Source organism: Dyadobacter sediminis (assembly GCF_005860765.1).
Classification (GTDB): domain Bacteria; phylum Bacteroidota; class Bacteroidia; order Cytophagales; family Spirosomataceae; genus Dyadobacter; species Dyadobacter sediminis.
This window is the reverse complement of sequence record NZ_VCEI01000031.1, coordinates 78276-92232: the sequence shown is the minus strand read 5'-3', so window position 1 is coordinate 92232 and position 13957 is coordinate 78276. Positions and strand designations below refer to the sequence as shown.

Genomic DNA, 13957 nt, shown 5'->3' with positions numbered 1-13957 from the left:
ACTCCTGAGGTTAATAGTATTTAATTAAAGGTCATGTAGAAACAACCATCGATTAAATTTTCCTGCAATTATTAGTAGACGAATAGTTGAGCGGACTTATAAAAGGTAGTCCTTATTGTCGCTAATCTCAACCGTACTCCGCATGACACATCATTCCGATCAGCGTGCCTACTTTTTCAAAATAGACACGACTATCAAGAAAATCAGGAACGCTTTGCAAAAGCAGCTTACAGAAGCAGGTTTTGACTTGACGGTGGATCAATGGGTTCTTATTGATCATATATTTCGCAAACAGGGAATCAGTCAGAACGAGCTGGCAGAACTTACGTTCAAAGACCCGCCAACCGTTACGCGCATTATCGATCTGCTGGAAAAAAAAGGATTGGTGCAGCGTGGCCCTGCTGCCGGAGACAGGCGCAAGTTTAATCTGTTTCTTACCAAGAATGGAGAAGCTATCTATAATCAGGCTTTTCCTATTGTGGCAGACATTCGCAGAAAAGGATGGGGAAGTCTTAATGACTCCGATTATCAGCATTTTGTCCGTATAATGGACTCCATTTATCAGAATTTTACCTGAAATTCCAGCAAAGCAACTCTACGGTTTTACGATCAAAAAATGCGAAGACAAAAAGGTAACTCTTTGTTTTCGCATTTTTTATGAGCTGCGATGAACCCGGTCATATCATAAAACGGGAATCATTTTTACACTTGCTTAAACCTTTGGCATGTGTTTCTATCTAACCTTTAAAACTGATAACAAATGCTAATTTTGCCGTCAGTTCAGGCCATTTTTAACTTATACCATCATTTATCAAGCCATGAAAAAAACCATTTTGCTTGCAGCACTGATGTTCGGTGCTGTTGTATTCCCTTCTCTTGCACAAATGAATTCATCACAACAAAATCCGGTCCGGAAAATTGAAGTAGCAGGCTTTGCCGAAATGGAAGTTGTCCCCGACGAAATTTATTTCAGTATCTCATTAAGAGAATACTACGAAGATGAAAAAAGCCAGAAAAACAAAGTAATAATCAGCACACTGGAAAAGCAGCTTATCAAAGCGGTTACAGACGCAGGTTTTCCCAAAGAGGCATTGTCAGTCAGCAGCTTGGGCGGCTATCAGAATTATGCGGACAAAAAGAAAAAACCGACTACTTTTCTGGAAAGCAAGGAATACGAACTCAAAGTGGACCGCTCGGACAAGCTGGACGGCGTACTGTCAAAAATAGACAGCCGGGGCATACAATATGCAAATGTTGCCCGTGTGGATCATTCCAAAAAAGAAGAGTTTAAAAAGCAGGTAAAAATTGATGCATTAAAAGCAGCAAAGGAAAAAGCAAATTACCTTTTGGGAGCGCTTGACCAGAAACTGGGACAAGTGCTTGAAGTTCGGGAACTGGACGAAAACGTGTATTATCCGCAACCAATGTTTGCAAAATCAAACATGAGAACCATGGCGATGGCCGAGGCGGATGCTGCTCCGGACAGCGATATTGCTTACCAGAAAATAAAAATAAGTTACCGCATGCAGGCTGCATTTGAAATTAAGTAAAGTAGTTGAACATTGCTGAAATGCAGGCATAACTTTTCTGGGAACCGTTTCGAATCAGTAAGGCACATTTTTTGTAAAGAAATTTAATCTTTAACTAATTTTAAATCAAGTAACTGGAAATCATGAGCATAAATTCAAAACACCTGGCCACATTTATTCTTGGCGCTGCTGCCGGAGTAGCTGCGCACAAATATCTTCAGAGTGAAGAAGGAGAAAAGCTTCTGGAAGATCTGAAGACAAAAGCAAACAATATCAAATCAGATGCAGAAGGGGCCGTGAATAAAGCGCCGGAGTATCTGGATGAGCTGAAAGCCAAAGGATTTGACGGTTTAAAGAGCAGCTTTCCGGAAGCTGAAGCATTTTTTAAAGATCTTTACGAAAAATTTACAGGAAACAAAGGAGCGACTGCGGCTACACCCGAAACAATGCCTATTCCTGACCCGATTTCATAGTTTCAGATAAATTGTTAAGCTGTCCTCGAATCGAAAGATTTCGGGACAGCTTTTTTATGCTTTGAACAAGCCGTTTATCTGCGCATACTGAAGCAGTATAATCGTTTTTGCATCTTTTATTTCTCCGCTTTTCATCATTTCCAGTGCCTGAACAAACGGAATTTCCATAACTTCAATATTTTCCTGCTCCTGTTCTTTTCCGCCGCCCTGACTTACTTTCATATCGTCCGAATACTCAGCTGTGAAATAATAGAGTATTTCGGTCACAGATCCCGGCGACATATAAGCTTCATAAATCTTTTGGACGGATTTGATTCTGTATCCGGTTTCTTCTTCGGTTTCCCGGATAATACAATCCTCCGGATTATCCTTGTCCAGCAAACCCGCACAGGCTTCAATCAGCATTCCGGACGGATTGCCGTTTACATAACTCGGAATGCGGAATTGTCTTGTGAGCAGCACCGTCTGCTTTTCGGTATTGTAAAGCAAAATCGTTGCGCCGTTTCCGCGATCGTATGATTCCCTCGACTGGCGCTCTACTTTTCCGTCCTCACGTTCGTAATCAAACGTGTATTTTTTAAGCGTATACCAATTGTCGGAAAGAATGTCTTCAGAAATGATGGTCACTTTGTTATTATTCATTTGATCAAATTTGATTGTTTATGATTTATTTTGAGCAAAATTAATTAATCCTTTTCATTTTAAAGCAGAAGAATGTATAATTGAGTAAAAGGCAAAACCCTAAAACCGTCATACAGGATTATTTCAAAAATCTGATTACAGCAATCTATGCAACAAGCGTCCTTCTGGATTAAAAAATACAGCCTGAAGCAGCATCCTGAAGGCGGATATTTTACAGAAACTTACCGTTCGGCAGAAATGATTGAAAAGGATGCTTTGCCAAAGCGCTTTAAAGGAGCAAGGTGTTATTCAACGGGTATTTACTTTTTGCTGGAAGCACATCATTTTTCTGCATTTCACCGGATTCAGTCTGATGAAATGTGGCATTTTTACGCAGGTGACGCGCTGGAAATCTTTGTGATTGATGCCGAAACAGGAAATCTGGAAATAATCCGGTTGGGAAATGATCCTGAAAAAGAAGAAACGTTTCAGGCCGTTGTTCCGGCCGGAAGCTGGTTTGCATCCCGTCCGTGTGCCGGAAGTTCCTATGCATTGGTTGGCTGTACCGTAGCGCCGGGTTTTGACTTTGAGGATTTTGAAATGGCAGAGCAGGCAGCATTGCAGGCATTGTATCCGCAGCATTCCGGATTAATCCGGGAACTGACAAGATCCTGAATCAATCCGGAAAAAAGTACGGTACAGGCTAGTAACCTGCGCTTGTGTCATCGCCTCTCGTATCGGAGCCGCCTTCCAGCGTGCCGTCCGGGTTTACAAGGATGCAGTCCATACGGCCAATCGTATTACGCTGCTGTTCAAGAATGTATCCTTTTTCCTGCAATTTCCTGATCGTTCCCTCCGAAAAAGCGTTGGCCTCAAAAGTAGTTTTGTCCGGCAGCCATTGATGATGGAATTTCAGCGCATTTACGGCCTGCTGCATCGTCATGCCATGTTCCAGCACATTCAGGATTGTCTGATATACCGATGTGATAATCGTCGAGCCGCCCGGCGTGCCTACAACCATCAGCAGCTTGCCGCCTTTTTCAATGATCGTAGGTGTCATGGAAGAAAGCATGCGTTTGCCGGGGGCAATGGCATTGGCCTTGTTACCGATCAGTCCGTACATGTTCGGTGCGCCCGGTTTTATGCTGAAATCGTCCATTTCGTTGTTCATAAAAAACCCGCCGCCTTTAACAACAACACGGCTGCCATAGCCTCCATTCAATGTTGTGGTTACCGAAACTGCGTTTCCTTCTTTGTCCACAATGGAAAAATGCGTCGTTTCCAGACTTTCGTATCCCGGAAAGGTGCCGCCCGCTATGGTTTTGCTGTCTGTTGCTTTATCCCAGCTGAAATCATTCCAGCGTTTCTGAAGATAATCCCGGCTCATCAGTGTTTCTGAGGGAATTTTAATAAAATCGGGATCGCCCAGAAATTTCGCCCGGTCTGCATACACGCGGCGCTCGGCTTCGATCATCACCTGAATGGTCGAATCGCTGTGCCAGCCCCATTTACGCAGCGGATGCTGTTCGGTAAGCCGCATCAGCTGCACCAGCGCAATGCCGCCGCTGGACGGAGGCGACATGGTGATTACTTTATAATCTTTGTAATTTTCAGTGATAGTCGGCCGCCATTGCGCATTGTACGCTGCAAGATCTTTTTTGCTGATAATTCCTTCGTTGTTGCGGTTAATGTCTTTAACCAGCTTTCGGGCCGTCTTGCCTGCATAAAATCCGTCCCGGCCTTTCTTTTGTATGCGGCGCAAAACTTTCCCCAGATCTTTCTGAATTAAAACATCACCGGCAACCCATTCTTTTCCGGACGGATTGATAAAATATTTTGTACCCGGATTCAGTTTCAATAAGTCCTGTTTGATAGCATTCAGCCCGCGTGCTTCCCTTTCCGTCTGGATCACGCCTTTTTCCGCCAGATCAATGGCGGGCTGCAAAACGGCTTTCCACGATAATTTTCCATATTTCGAATGTGCTTCCGCCATTCCGGCTACGGAACCCGGCACGCCTGAAGCCAGCCGGCCGAGTATGCTTGCATTCGGGATTACATTGCCGTCTTTGTCCAGATACATGTCCGCATGACCTTTTGCAGGTGCTTTTTCACGAAAATCGATGCTGAAACTCTTGCCGTCTTTATCCCGGAAAACCAGAAAACCGCCTCCGCCGATATTTCCGGCCGACGGATGCACAACGGAAAGTGCAAACTGAACGGCAACAGCCGCATCAATGGCATTACCGCCTGCTTTCAATATATCAACGCCTACTCTGGATGCTTCCGGATGCGCAGAAGCCACCATTCCGTTTTGGGCAATTACGCCTTGCCGGTCGCTGTAGAATGGTTTCTGGTTGGGATCATCCGAAAGAAACTGGTAAAATCCAGTCGATTCCTGAACCGGTTTCTGAGCAGCCAGAAACCCGGGCAACATGCCGGCCAGAAAAAGTAATTGGTAACGTACAGCCATTTCAGTTGTGTTGTAGTGGATGATGTAAGATATTAAATGTCTTTATAAACAGGAATATTATATGTGTTTTATGAAATTTTTCCACAGAATGTTTTTACTGTTAAAATGCATGGATCCAGTTTGGTCATTTTTAATTGCCATTTATACCAATTTGTTTTAGGACCTTGTACTTAACTGCTAACTTTTGAATTCCACAGGAAAAATTCAAGCTTATTCTATACATCATGTCCTTATGAAAATTTTACGGCAGCTTTTGGAAAGTTTTCGATTTGCCCTTCAGGCGCTGAGATCCAACATTACCCGTACCATTTTGTCGCTGCTTGGCGTGACGGTTGGAATATTTGCTATCGTAGCGGTATTTACCATTGTGGATTCGCTGGAAAAGAACATCAAGGACAGTCTGAGCTTCATTGGCGACAAAGTAATTTACGTTCAGAAATGGCCGTGGGGTTTTGGCGGTGAGTACCAGTGGTGGAAATATTTTCAGTGGCCGGAACCGACGTTTGCCGAGTACAAATATTTGTATGAAAATATGGAAAATGCCAGTGCTGTGGCCGTTATGGACTTTCATGGCAGCACAACCCTAAAAAACCGTTCAAACAGCATTATAGCGCAAATCCAGGGCGTTTCGTATGAGTATAATCAGATAGCCGATATTGCAATCGGCGCGGGAAGGTATTTTATCCCGCTGGAAACGAACAATGCCCGAAATGTAGCTATAATCGGTGCAGACATCGGCGAATCGTTGTTTCCGGGACAGGATCCTGTCGGAAAGGAGTTCAAGCTTTCAGGAAATAAATTTACAGTAGTCGGCGTACAGGTTAAAAAAGGAGAAAGTCTTGTGAATTTCGGTGGCAGCCCGGACAAGATCTGTATTATTCCTTTTGCTTCATTTTCTAAATTATTCCAGTCAGGGCGCAGAAATGCGGATATTGTAGTGAAAGCACTGCCCGGCGATGAAGGCATGCTGGAAGCAGAAGCGGAAATTACAGGCTTGATGCGTACCAAAAGAGGAATAAAGCCGAGAGACGGAAATAATTTTTCACTGAATCGTCCCGAAGCTGCCGCAAAGGCGCTGGAAGGACTTTTTGCAGTACTGACGCTTTCCGGCTGGGTAATCGGCAGTTTTTCCATTTTGGTAGGCGGCTTCGGAATTGCCAATATCATGTTTGTTTCCGTAAAAGAACGTACCAATCTCATTGGTATACAGAAGTCGCTCGGCGCTAAAAACTATTCCATTCTTTTTCAGTTCCTGTTTGAAGCGGTTATGCTCAGCCTTGTGGGCGGTGTGGTCGGGATATTTCTGGTATACTTATTGTCATTTGTTCCTGCAGGATCGCTGGAAATTTTACTTACTCCCGGAAATATCATTCTGGGATTGGGAGTTTCCAGCATCATAGGCGTGCTTTCGGGAATAATTCCTGCTTTGCTCGCCGCACGGATGGATCCGGTCATTGCCATTCGTGCAAAATAATGACTAGGAAAAATCAAACTGTTTTGCGAAGTTCGCTTGTACCAAAAAACTGAAAATTACTGTTATGCGTAAATGGGTCATATTCGCCATATTTCTGGCCATTGTGTTTGGAATCCTGTATTACCTTACTTTTGGATATTACAGCGAAGGAAAGCGCGGAGGTTTTGTTACGAGGCTAAGTAACAAAGGGTATTTATTTAAAACCTATGAAGGCGAACTCAGAATGGGCGGCCTTTATGAAGGGGAAGGAACTATGAATTCCCAGCGATGGATATTTTCAGTAAGCAGTAAAAATAAAGATGCCATTGCAAAGCTGGAAGATGCGATTGCAAACGGGCACCGTGTTTCTCTTACTTACGAGGAAAAGTTCTTCCAGCTGCCGTGGAATGGCGATACGCAATTCTTTGTCACCAACGTGGAAGTACTTGACACCGGACGCGGCAGTAATTTTCCGCCCGCTGCTGAAACACCAAAGCAGTTGCCTGCACCGACAGAACTGGACACCAACGCCACTTTATAACTTGCGGGAGGATTAACCTCCCGCTTTTTTTGCCTTGTAATTTTTTCCGGCAAGCCAGTTGATTACTTTTTCACGGTGATCGCCCTGAATCTGTACTTCATGGTCTTTTACCGTTCCGCCGCTTCCGCAAAGTGCTTTAAGCTGTTTTCCCAAAGCTTCCAGATCGGCGTTTGTCCCGATGAAGCCTTTCACAACTGTAATAACTTTCCCGCCTCCTTTGCGGTCGAGCCAAATCCTTAAATCCTGCTGTGCAGGTGACAATGTTTCGGGTTCTTCGTTTCCTGAATCCTGATATTCATAATCGGGATTGGTGGAGTATATAATGCCTTCGCGGTTTTTCTTTGACATAAAACAAATGGATTTAGTGTCTGCAAAACGTACTTTTATTTATAAAAACACCTTAAACGATTACACGTAAGCTTTCGGGATTTATTTTAATTTTAATAAAGTTTGTTTCCAGCTGCATCGGTTCGCCGTCGTAATGGATGACGGGCGGCGCATCCATTTCCACAGACAATTCCGTCATATTCCGGTATTCAATGTAACGTGAGTTTTTAAGCCCTTTGGTAAAAAGCCTGTACGCCAGCGAGGTTCCGTACCATTTCGGAAAAGGCTTTATAACGCATACGTCCAGCAATCCATCCTGAAGACTGGCTTGAGGCGCAACCCAAGCATTGTTCCCGAACTGGCCGGCGTTGGCAAAAGAAAGGGAGAATGCCTGTGTATCAACACCATTTAGCCGCAACGACTGCGGTTTGTAATTCCAGTAAGATTGTACGGAAACCTGAACGTAAGTAGCAAGCCCGCGTCTGCTTTGCTGACTGAACAAATAGCCGACATAGGCATCAAAGCCGATTCCGGCAATGCAGAAAAACGGAATGTCGTTCAGTTGCGCGCTGTCAATGGTGATGATTTTTCCTTCAAAAATCCTTTTAAGCGATCCTTCCAGCGTAAGCGGAAGGCCGAGATGCCTGGCCAGTCCGTTTCCCGATCCCAGCGGCAATATTCCGACCGGCGTATCCGTGCCGATCAATGCGCGCGCAATCTCATTTACCGTGCCGTCGCCGCCAACAGCTACAATGGCTTTCCAGTTTGTTTTTGCAAGGTTTTCCCTTACAATCGCAGTGGCATGGCCGCGCTCTTTTGTAAAAAGAACCGTGGCCTGATTCCCGCTTTTTTCTGCAAAGTTCTGAATCACCTGCCCGATTATTTCCGCTTTTTTACCAATGGAAGTGCCGGAATTGGGATTCAGAATGAAAAGGTAAGGCAGCTTGTCCACAGGTCAGGAAAAAAAGATGAACAGGATGAGCAGAAAAACGAGAATGAACAAATAATAAATGCCATCAATGAACGGATATTTCTGGCGGTCAAGCTTTTTGAATAAATGATCGAACTTGCTCATGCCGGTTGGATGCTGATTTGTAAATACAATCTTTTGGAATGAATCTTTCGTGTATATTTAAAATCAGGATTCATTTTGCAAAAATCGTAAAAAATATGAGAAACTGGCTTTTTACCCTTATTCTGCTCACCACAGCTGTTTCAGGAATGGCGCAAATCAAAAGTAACAGGGAAACTATTTATGCCATTATGGACCGGCAGGCATCCGACTGGAACAAAGGAGATATCGCAGCTTTTATGAATGGCTACTGGGAATCCGACTCGCTGATGTTTGTAGGGAAAAGCGGCGTTACTTATGGCTATAAAGCAACTTATGAAGGTTATCTGAAGCGCTATCCGGACCGTGCTGCCATGGGAACGCTGAAATTTACGTATATCAATTTTACAGAGCCGCAGCCGGACGTTGCTTTTCTGGTTGGCAAATTTCATCTGACACGCCCGGAAAAAGGCGATCTGGAAGGTTACTATACGATTCTCTGGAAAAAAATCAACGGCAAATGGGTCATCATTTGTGACCATACCAGTTAAAGCCGGCTTTGTTCTACGGCTTTAACTGGATGCCAGCTTTCTGATTTTACACTTTTTTAAACAGTAACAGAACATTTACAGCCGGCTTGGTGGTATCTGTTTGAGTGTTTACAACAACCGTCAGGTCCGTAGCCGTTTGCGTAATTTTGAATTCCTCGCTGGCTGATCCTTTGGTCAGAATCAGTTTGTCGCCATCCACTTCCCATTTTGCATCGGTACCAATGGGTACAAACGGTTCAATAAGGGAAACTGCAGCGTCACAGTCTGAAGTCGTGATCGTATTGTTTGCGTTAAAAGTAAGTTTCAGATCGTAAAGACAGGACGGCGCAACGGTCGTCAGGAAAACAAGTGCCGGAATATTGGTGCCGGCTACTTCCGGCGTAATGGCTGTAAGCTGCCATTTGCCTACGATCGGATTGGTATCGGGCAAAACGGGATCCGGATCATCCTTGTCTTTACATGCAGAAAATGCAAGTGCAGTAAAAATGAAAGTCAGTAAAGTAACTCTGCTCAAAGCGTTAATCATTCTTTTCATAAATTATAAATTGTTGATTATTGTGAATTAGGATGCAACTTTAAATTTAAATCAGGAAATCTCAGCTTATAATTTCTGTACCACAAATGAAAGCCTGTGTTTCCATTACAAGATCATATCGTTCTTTTTACAAACAAATTAATCAATTGCTGTGCAGCGGCAACCGGAAGCAGCTCGCCTTTTGTAACTGCTTTCCTTACAGCCGTTAATTTACGCTTAATATCCGGATGATCGTAAAAGTTTTCTTCCAGCATTTGCCGGACAGAATCCTGCATCCATTCCAGACTTTGCAATTGCCGGTTTTTTATAAAAAAGTCATTTTCTGACGTAATCTCATGAAAGCGCTGCACATGTTCCCAGATTTCCGCAATGCCGCTTTCCTCGGATGCGGAACAGCATACAACCGGATTGCTGAAACCTGATTCCGGCTTTGGAAACAAATGAAGTGCATTCCTGAACGCGGCCATCGCCTTTTGTGCCGCTGCTTTGTTATCGCCGTCACACTTGTTTATGGCAATCATATCCGCCATTTCTGTAATCCCTTTCTTCATTCCCTGAAGCTCGTCACCGGCACCTGCCAGCATCAGCAGCAGAAAGAAATCTGTCATGCCTTTCACCAGCGTTTCCGACTGGCCTACACCGACGGTTTCTATCAAAATGACTTCATAACCGGCAGCTTCGCAAAGCAGCATGCTTTCACGGGTGCTTCGGGCCACGCCGCCGAGCGACAAACCGGTTGCCGACGGCCGGATAAAAGCCATCGGATCGTGAGCCAGTTTCTCCATGCGTGTTTTATCGCCCAGAATGCTGCCGCCCGATTTTTTGCTGGAAGGATCAATCGCCAGAACAGCAACGCGTTTTCCGAGTGAAGTAATATGTTTTCCTAACACTTCTATGAATGTACTCTTTCCGACGCCGGGCACGCCTGTAATCCCGATCCGCAAGGCATTGCCTGTATAGGGAAGAACATTCTGAAGAATTGCCGCAGCCAGTATTTTGTCCTCTTGGAGCCTGCTTTCCGTTAAAGTTATAGCCCGGCTGAGCGTGTTTCTGTCGCCTGCCAGAATTCCTTTGGTATATTCATCAACAGAAAGGCGTGGGTGCATGGAATGTTTACTGACGAAAAATCAAAGCCTGTTTTAAACCGTTATTCACAGGCAAAAATCAAACTTTTTATTTTAAAAAAGGCGAAAAGCTGTATATTGCTCGTTTACAATTACATATTTATTAAATCATACGAATGAAACTTTTAATATTTCGCCTCGGACTGTTTGCTATGGGCAGCCTTGGATTCTTCAATGCATTTGCGCAGGAGCCTGAAAAGCCGAAGTATGATGCGCATACGCTTTTTCATCCTCTGTTTAATTTTCAGCCTGGAAATGAATACCGTACAGGAAGCGGTGCGCCCGGCCCGAAATACTGGCAAAACAAGGCCGACTACAAGATCAATGTTGCACTTGACGAAGCAAAAGGCATCGTAAGCGGCGACGTGGAACTGACTTACAAAAACAACAGTCCGGAAAACCTTGAATTCATCTGGCTTCAGCTGGATCAGAATGCGTTCAGCGATCATTCGAGAGGCGGAAGGACTACGCCGGTTACAGGCGGCCGTTTTGGAAATACCGGTTTTAACGGCGGCGATTCCATTCAGGCTGTTTCTGTGCAGCAGGGAAAAGACAAGTTTACACAGGCCGATTACAAAATTACCGATACACGCATGCAGATCCGTCTGAATACGCCTGTAAAAGCAAACGGAGATGTTATTAAAATCAAAATTGCTTATTCATTCAAAATTCCGGAGTACGGTTCTGACCGTATGGGAACGCTGGAAACCAAAAACGGTATTATTTATGAAATGGCACAATGGTATCCTCGTGTAGCTGTTTTCGACGACATTGAAGGCTGGAACCTGCTTCCTTACCTTGGAGCCGGAGAGTTTTACCTGGAATATGGCGATTTTGAATACAATGTTACCGTTCCCTGGGACCATATCGTCGTCGGCTCGGGAGAATTGCTGAACCCGAATGATGTGCTTACGGCTGAACAGCGCAAAAGACTGGCCGATGCAGCAAAAAGTGACCAGACTGTAATCATCCGCAGCGCAGAAGAAGTAACCAATTCGGCAACGCGACCTAAACAATCCGGAACATTAACATGGCGTTTCCGCTGCCTTCAGGCACGCGATATAGCCTGGGCTACTTCCAAGGCGTTCGTTTGGGATGCTGCAAAAATGAATTTGCCGAAAGGGAAAACGGCATTGGCGCAATCCGTTTATCCTGCTGAAGACGGCGGTCTGGACGGATGGGGACGTTCCACGGAATACGTAAAAGGCTGCATCGAATTTTATTCCGGTTATATTCATGAATATACTTATCCGGTTGCGACCAATGTCGCTGGCATCGTTGGCGGTATGGAATATCCTGGAATTGTATTCTGCAGCAGCAAAAGCCGTAAAGACGATCTTTGGGGCGTAACAGATCATGAATTCGGCCATAACTGGTTCCCGATGATTGTGGGTACCAACGAACGTAAATATGCGTGGATGGATGAAGGTTTCAATACTTTTATCAACTTCCTGTCAGCAGATAATTTCAACAACGGAGAATATAAAAGTCCTCAAATGAATGACATGCAGCGGCTCGCACCGATGATTTTCCGTCCGAAAGCAGATCCGATCATGACAATTCCGGATGTTGTACAAGCTGTAAACCTTGGCTGGGAAGCCTATTACAAGCCGGCACTCGGTTTGAAAATGCTCAGAGAGCAGGTTCTTGGAAAAGACCGGTTTGACTATGCATTCCATTTGTACGTTCAACGCTGGGCTTTCAAACATCCTACGCCATACGATTTTTTCAGGACAATGGAAGATGCAGCCGGAGAAGATCTGGGCTGGTTCTGGAAAGGTTGGTTTTTTGAAAATTACAAACTGGATCAGAGTGTGAAAGACGTCAGCTATGTGGAGCAAAACCCGCAAAAAGGGTCTTTTATCACAATAGAAAACCTGGATCGCTGGGCAATGCCGGCCAAGGTGGATATTGAAGAAGTTAGCGGCAAAAAAACCAGAGTGGAACTGCCCGTTGAAATCTGGCAGCGCGGCGGAAGCTGGACTTTCAAAGCATCTACACAGCAGGCTATCCGCTCGGTAACCATTGATCCGGAGCACAGCCTGCCGGACGTTAACCCTGAAAACAATACATGGAAGCCTGCGATGTTTGCAGAGCCGGAAGTGAATTAAATGGCTGTTAGCTATCAGCAATTAGCTTTTAGCTAACGGCACCTGGAAAATGGATTTTAGGAGTTTTCTGAACTTTTATAAAAACAGCTTTAAAATAAATAGCCAGCAGCTAATCGCTAAAAGCTAATCGCAAAAATAAAATCCTTTCAGCATCAATTTGCTGAAAGGATTTTATTTTATAAACTGTTTAAAAACGGATTTCGATTATACCGTAATCAGCATGGCACCGTAAGAGTAGCCGCCGCCAAAAACGGTGATGACAATATTTTCTCCTTTTTTAAACTTGTCCTTATTTTCAGAAAGTGCAATGGCGCAGCCTGCACAGCCCGTATTTCCCAGATACTGAATATTTGAAATGAGTTTTTCCGCCGGGATTCCAAGCGTATTGATTACATTCAGACTGATGCGGTGATTGGCCTGATGCGGGATAAGATAATCAAGGTCATCAATGGTAAGGCCGCATGCCTGCAAAACCTGCTGACTGACTTTCGGCATATAAATACAGGCATTCTGAAATACATCGCGACCGAAAGGCATCACAACGCCGCGCTCGTTCGGGCGCAGTACGACGGCTTCTATCGCTTTCCCGCTTGTGGCTGCACCGCCCGTAATGAGCTTTTTGATCTGCATATCCGAGTCGGTCTGGCGTTCCTTTGAAATCAGAATTGCAGAAGCACCGTCGCCCCATAAATGTCCGGAAACAGTATCCATTTCGTTATAATAAGCCGTATTATGATCTGATACGACAACAATGGCTTTAGATGCTTTGCCAAGTGCGAAATAGCCTTCAACAATTTCGATGGCGTTCAGCAGGGAAGAACAGGCGGATGAAATACTTACAACCGGAATATCCGGGATCTGAAGCTGATATTGAACGGCATGAGCCAATGTAACAATGGTATCATAAGGTGTGTAAGTTGCCCCGACAATCAGATCGATTTCGTTTTTACTGTAAGGAATGCTTTCAAGCAGGGATTCAACGGCCTTGATCGCCATTGTGGTTGTATTTTCATCCTTAGAAGCTTTACGTCTTTCTGAAATTCCGGTACGTTCTACAATCCACTCGTGAGACAGATTGTTAATATTTGTAAAATATTCATTACCAATTACTTCGCTTGGCAAATAATGACTGACTGTATTAATATACATGATTGAGAAGTTGACTTCGCAA

General features: G+C 44.4%; 15 protein-coding genes. 8 read left to right on the top strand and 7 right to left on the bottom strand.

Features of this window, described 5'->3' with window-relative positions; genetic code table 11:
• The first annotated feature begins 142 nt into the window (after positions 1 to 142).
• The 3 genes from FEM55_RS23535 (at position 143) to FEM55_RS23525 (ending at position 2002) form a co-directional block, all read left to right on the top strand.
• The gene (locus FEM55_RS23535) at positions 143 to 577 is read left to right on the top strand and encodes a MarR family winged helix-turn-helix transcriptional regulator (RefSeq protein WP_138283779.1); all 435 of its coding nucleotides are present in this window, start codon (positions 143 to 145) and stop codon (positions 575 to 577) included.
• A 241-nt stretch (positions 578 to 818) separates the two neighbouring features.
• Positions 819 to 1550: an SIMPL domain-containing protein gene (locus FEM55_RS23530; RefSeq protein WP_138283778.1), complete on the top strand. Its 732-nt coding sequence runs from the start codon at positions 819 to 821 to the stop codon at positions 1548 to 1550.
• Positions 1551 to 1672: 122 nt separating this feature from the next.
• Positions 1673 to 2002, top strand: a complete 330-nt coding sequence (locus FEM55_RS23525; protein ID WP_138283777.1) for a YtxH domain-containing protein — start codon at positions 1673 to 1675, stop codon at positions 2000 to 2002.
• 54 nt (positions 2003 to 2056) lie between these two features.
• Here the strand turns inward: FEM55_RS23525 and nudK are convergent, their stop codons facing one another.
• On the bottom strand, positions 2057 to 2644 hold the full coding sequence (nudK, locus tag FEM55_RS23520) for a GDP-mannose pyrophosphatase NudK (RefSeq protein WP_138283776.1): 588 nt from the start codon (positions 2642 to 2644) through the stop codon (positions 2057 to 2059).
• Between the two features lie 147 nt (positions 2645 to 2791).
• Here nudK and FEM55_RS23515 point away from each other — a divergent pair, with 147 nt between their 5' ends.
• Positions 2792 to 3298, top strand: coding sequence for a cupin domain-containing protein (locus FEM55_RS23515; RefSeq protein WP_138283775.1), 507 nt, complete (start codon positions 2792 to 2794; stop codon positions 3296 to 3298).
• A 28-nt stretch (positions 3299 to 3326) separates the two neighbouring features.
• Here FEM55_RS23515 and ggt read toward each other — a convergent pair whose 3' ends face one another.
• Positions 3327 to 5093 carry a gamma-glutamyltransferase gene (gene ggt, locus FEM55_RS23510; protein WP_138283774.1) on the bottom strand — a complete coding sequence of 589 codons (1767 nt, stop codon included), beginning with the start codon at positions 5091 to 5093 and terminating at the stop codon, positions 3327 to 3329.
• 232 nt (positions 5094 to 5325) lie between these two features.
• Here ggt and FEM55_RS23505 point away from each other — a divergent pair, with 232 nt between their 5' ends.
• Both FEM55_RS23505 and FEM55_RS23500 read left to right on the top strand, forming a co-directional pair.
• Positions 5326 to 6567: an ABC transporter permease gene (locus FEM55_RS23505; RefSeq protein WP_138283773.1), complete on the top strand. Its 1242-nt coding sequence runs from the start codon at positions 5326 to 5328 to the stop codon at positions 6565 to 6567.
• A gap of 64 nt (positions 6568 to 6631) precedes the next feature.
• Positions 6632 to 7087: a DUF8785 domain-containing protein gene (locus FEM55_RS23500; RefSeq protein WP_138283772.1), complete on the top strand. Its 456-nt coding sequence runs from the start codon at positions 6632 to 6634 to the stop codon at positions 7085 to 7087.
• Between the two features lie 12 nt (positions 7088 to 7099).
• Here the strand turns inward: FEM55_RS23500 and FEM55_RS23495 are convergent, their stop codons facing one another.
• The gene (locus FEM55_RS23495) at positions 7100 to 7435 is read right to left on the bottom strand and encodes a translation initiation factor (RefSeq protein WP_138283771.1); all 336 of its coding nucleotides are present in this window, start codon (positions 7433 to 7435) and stop codon (positions 7100 to 7102) included.
• Positions 7436 to 7487: 52 nt separating this feature from the next.
• Entirely contained in the window at positions 7488 to 8366 is an 879-nt protein-coding gene (locus tag FEM55_RS23490; RefSeq protein ID WP_138283770.1) for a diacylglycerol/lipid kinase family protein, read from the bottom strand.
• 218 nt (positions 8367 to 8584) lie between these two features.
• Between FEM55_RS23490 and FEM55_RS23485 the strand changes: the two genes are divergently transcribed.
• Positions 8585 to 9016 carry a YybH family protein gene (locus FEM55_RS23485; protein ID WP_138283769.1) on the top strand — a complete coding sequence of 144 codons (432 nt, stop codon included), beginning with the start codon at positions 8585 to 8587 and terminating at the stop codon, positions 9014 to 9016.
• A gap of 46 nt (positions 9017 to 9062) precedes the next feature.
• Here the strand turns inward: FEM55_RS23485 and FEM55_RS23480 are convergent, their stop codons facing one another.
• Positions 9063 to 9551, bottom strand: a complete 489-nt coding sequence (locus FEM55_RS23480; protein ID WP_138283768.1) for a lipocalin-like domain-containing protein — start codon at positions 9549 to 9551, stop codon at positions 9063 to 9065.
• Positions 9552 to 9664: 113 nt separating this feature from the next.
• Positions 9665 to 10657, bottom strand: a complete 993-nt coding sequence (meaB, locus tag FEM55_RS23475; RefSeq protein WP_138283767.1) for a methylmalonyl Co-A mutase-associated GTPase MeaB — start codon at positions 10655 to 10657, stop codon at positions 9665 to 9667.
• 134 nt (positions 10658 to 10791) lie between these two features.
• Between meaB and FEM55_RS23470 the strand changes: the two genes are divergently transcribed.
• Positions 10792 to 12786 carry a M1 family metallopeptidase gene (locus FEM55_RS23470; protein WP_138283766.1) on the top strand — a complete coding sequence of 665 codons (1995 nt, stop codon included), beginning with the start codon at positions 10792 to 10794 and terminating at the stop codon, positions 12784 to 12786.
• Positions 12787 to 12990: 204 nt separating this feature from the next.
• Here the strand turns inward: FEM55_RS23470 and FEM55_RS23465 are convergent, their stop codons facing one another.
• Complete coding sequence (locus FEM55_RS23465; protein WP_138283765.1) at positions 12991 to 13935, bottom strand: 3-oxoacyl-ACP synthase III family protein; 945 nt, start codon at positions 13933 to 13935, stop codon at positions 12991 to 12993.
• Positions 13936 to 13957: the final 22 nt, after the last annotated feature.

Excerpts from the sequence above, each read along its gene's own strand:
- FEM55_RS23535 (WP_138283779.1), top strand. The coding sequence starts at position 143 with ATGACACATCATTCCGATCAGCGTGCCTACTTTTTCAAAATAGACACG.
- FEM55_RS23530 (WP_138283778.1), top strand. The coding sequence starts at position 819 with ATGAAAAAAACCATTTTGCTTGCAGCACTGATGTTCGGTGCTGTTGTA.
- FEM55_RS23525 (WP_138283777.1), top strand. The coding sequence starts at position 1,673 with ATGAGCATAAATTCAAAACACCTGGCCACATTTATTCTTGGCGCTGCT.
- nudK (WP_138283776.1), bottom strand. The coding sequence starts at position 2,644 with ATGAATAATAACAAAGTGACCATCATTTCTGAAGACATTCTTTCCGAC.
- FEM55_RS23515 (WP_138283775.1), top strand. The coding sequence starts at position 2,792 with ATGCAACAAGCGTCCTTCTGGATTAAAAAATACAGCCTGAAGCAGCAT.
- ggt (WP_138283774.1), bottom strand. The coding sequence starts at position 5,093 with ATGGCTGTACGTTACCAATTACTTTTTCTGGCCGGCATGTTGCCCGGG.
- FEM55_RS23505 (WP_138283773.1), top strand. The coding sequence starts at position 5,326 with ATGAAAATTTTACGGCAGCTTTTGGAAAGTTTTCGATTTGCCCTTCAG.
- FEM55_RS23500 (WP_138283772.1), top strand. The coding sequence starts at position 6,632 with ATGCGTAAATGGGTCATATTCGCCATATTTCTGGCCATTGTGTTTGGA.
- FEM55_RS23495 (WP_138283771.1), bottom strand. The coding sequence starts at position 7,435 with ATGTCAAAGAAAAACCGCGAAGGCATTATATACTCCACCAATCCCGAT.
- FEM55_RS23485 (WP_138283769.1), top strand. The coding sequence starts at position 8,585 with ATGAGAAACTGGCTTTTTACCCTTATTCTGCTCACCACAGCTGTTTCA.
- FEM55_RS23480 (WP_138283768.1), bottom strand. The coding sequence starts at position 9,551 with ATGAAAAGAATGATTAACGCTTTGAGCAGAGTTACTTTACTGACTTTC.
- meaB (WP_138283767.1), bottom strand. The coding sequence starts at position 10,657 with ATGCACCCACGCCTTTCTGTTGATGAATATACCAAAGGAATTCTGGCA.
- FEM55_RS23470 (WP_138283766.1), top strand. The coding sequence starts at position 10,792 with ATGAAACTTTTAATATTTCGCCTCGGACTGTTTGCTATGGGCAGCCTT.
- FEM55_RS23465 (WP_138283765.1), bottom strand. The coding sequence starts at position 13,935 with ATGTATATTAATACAGTCAGTCATTATTTGCCAAGCGAAGTAATTGGT.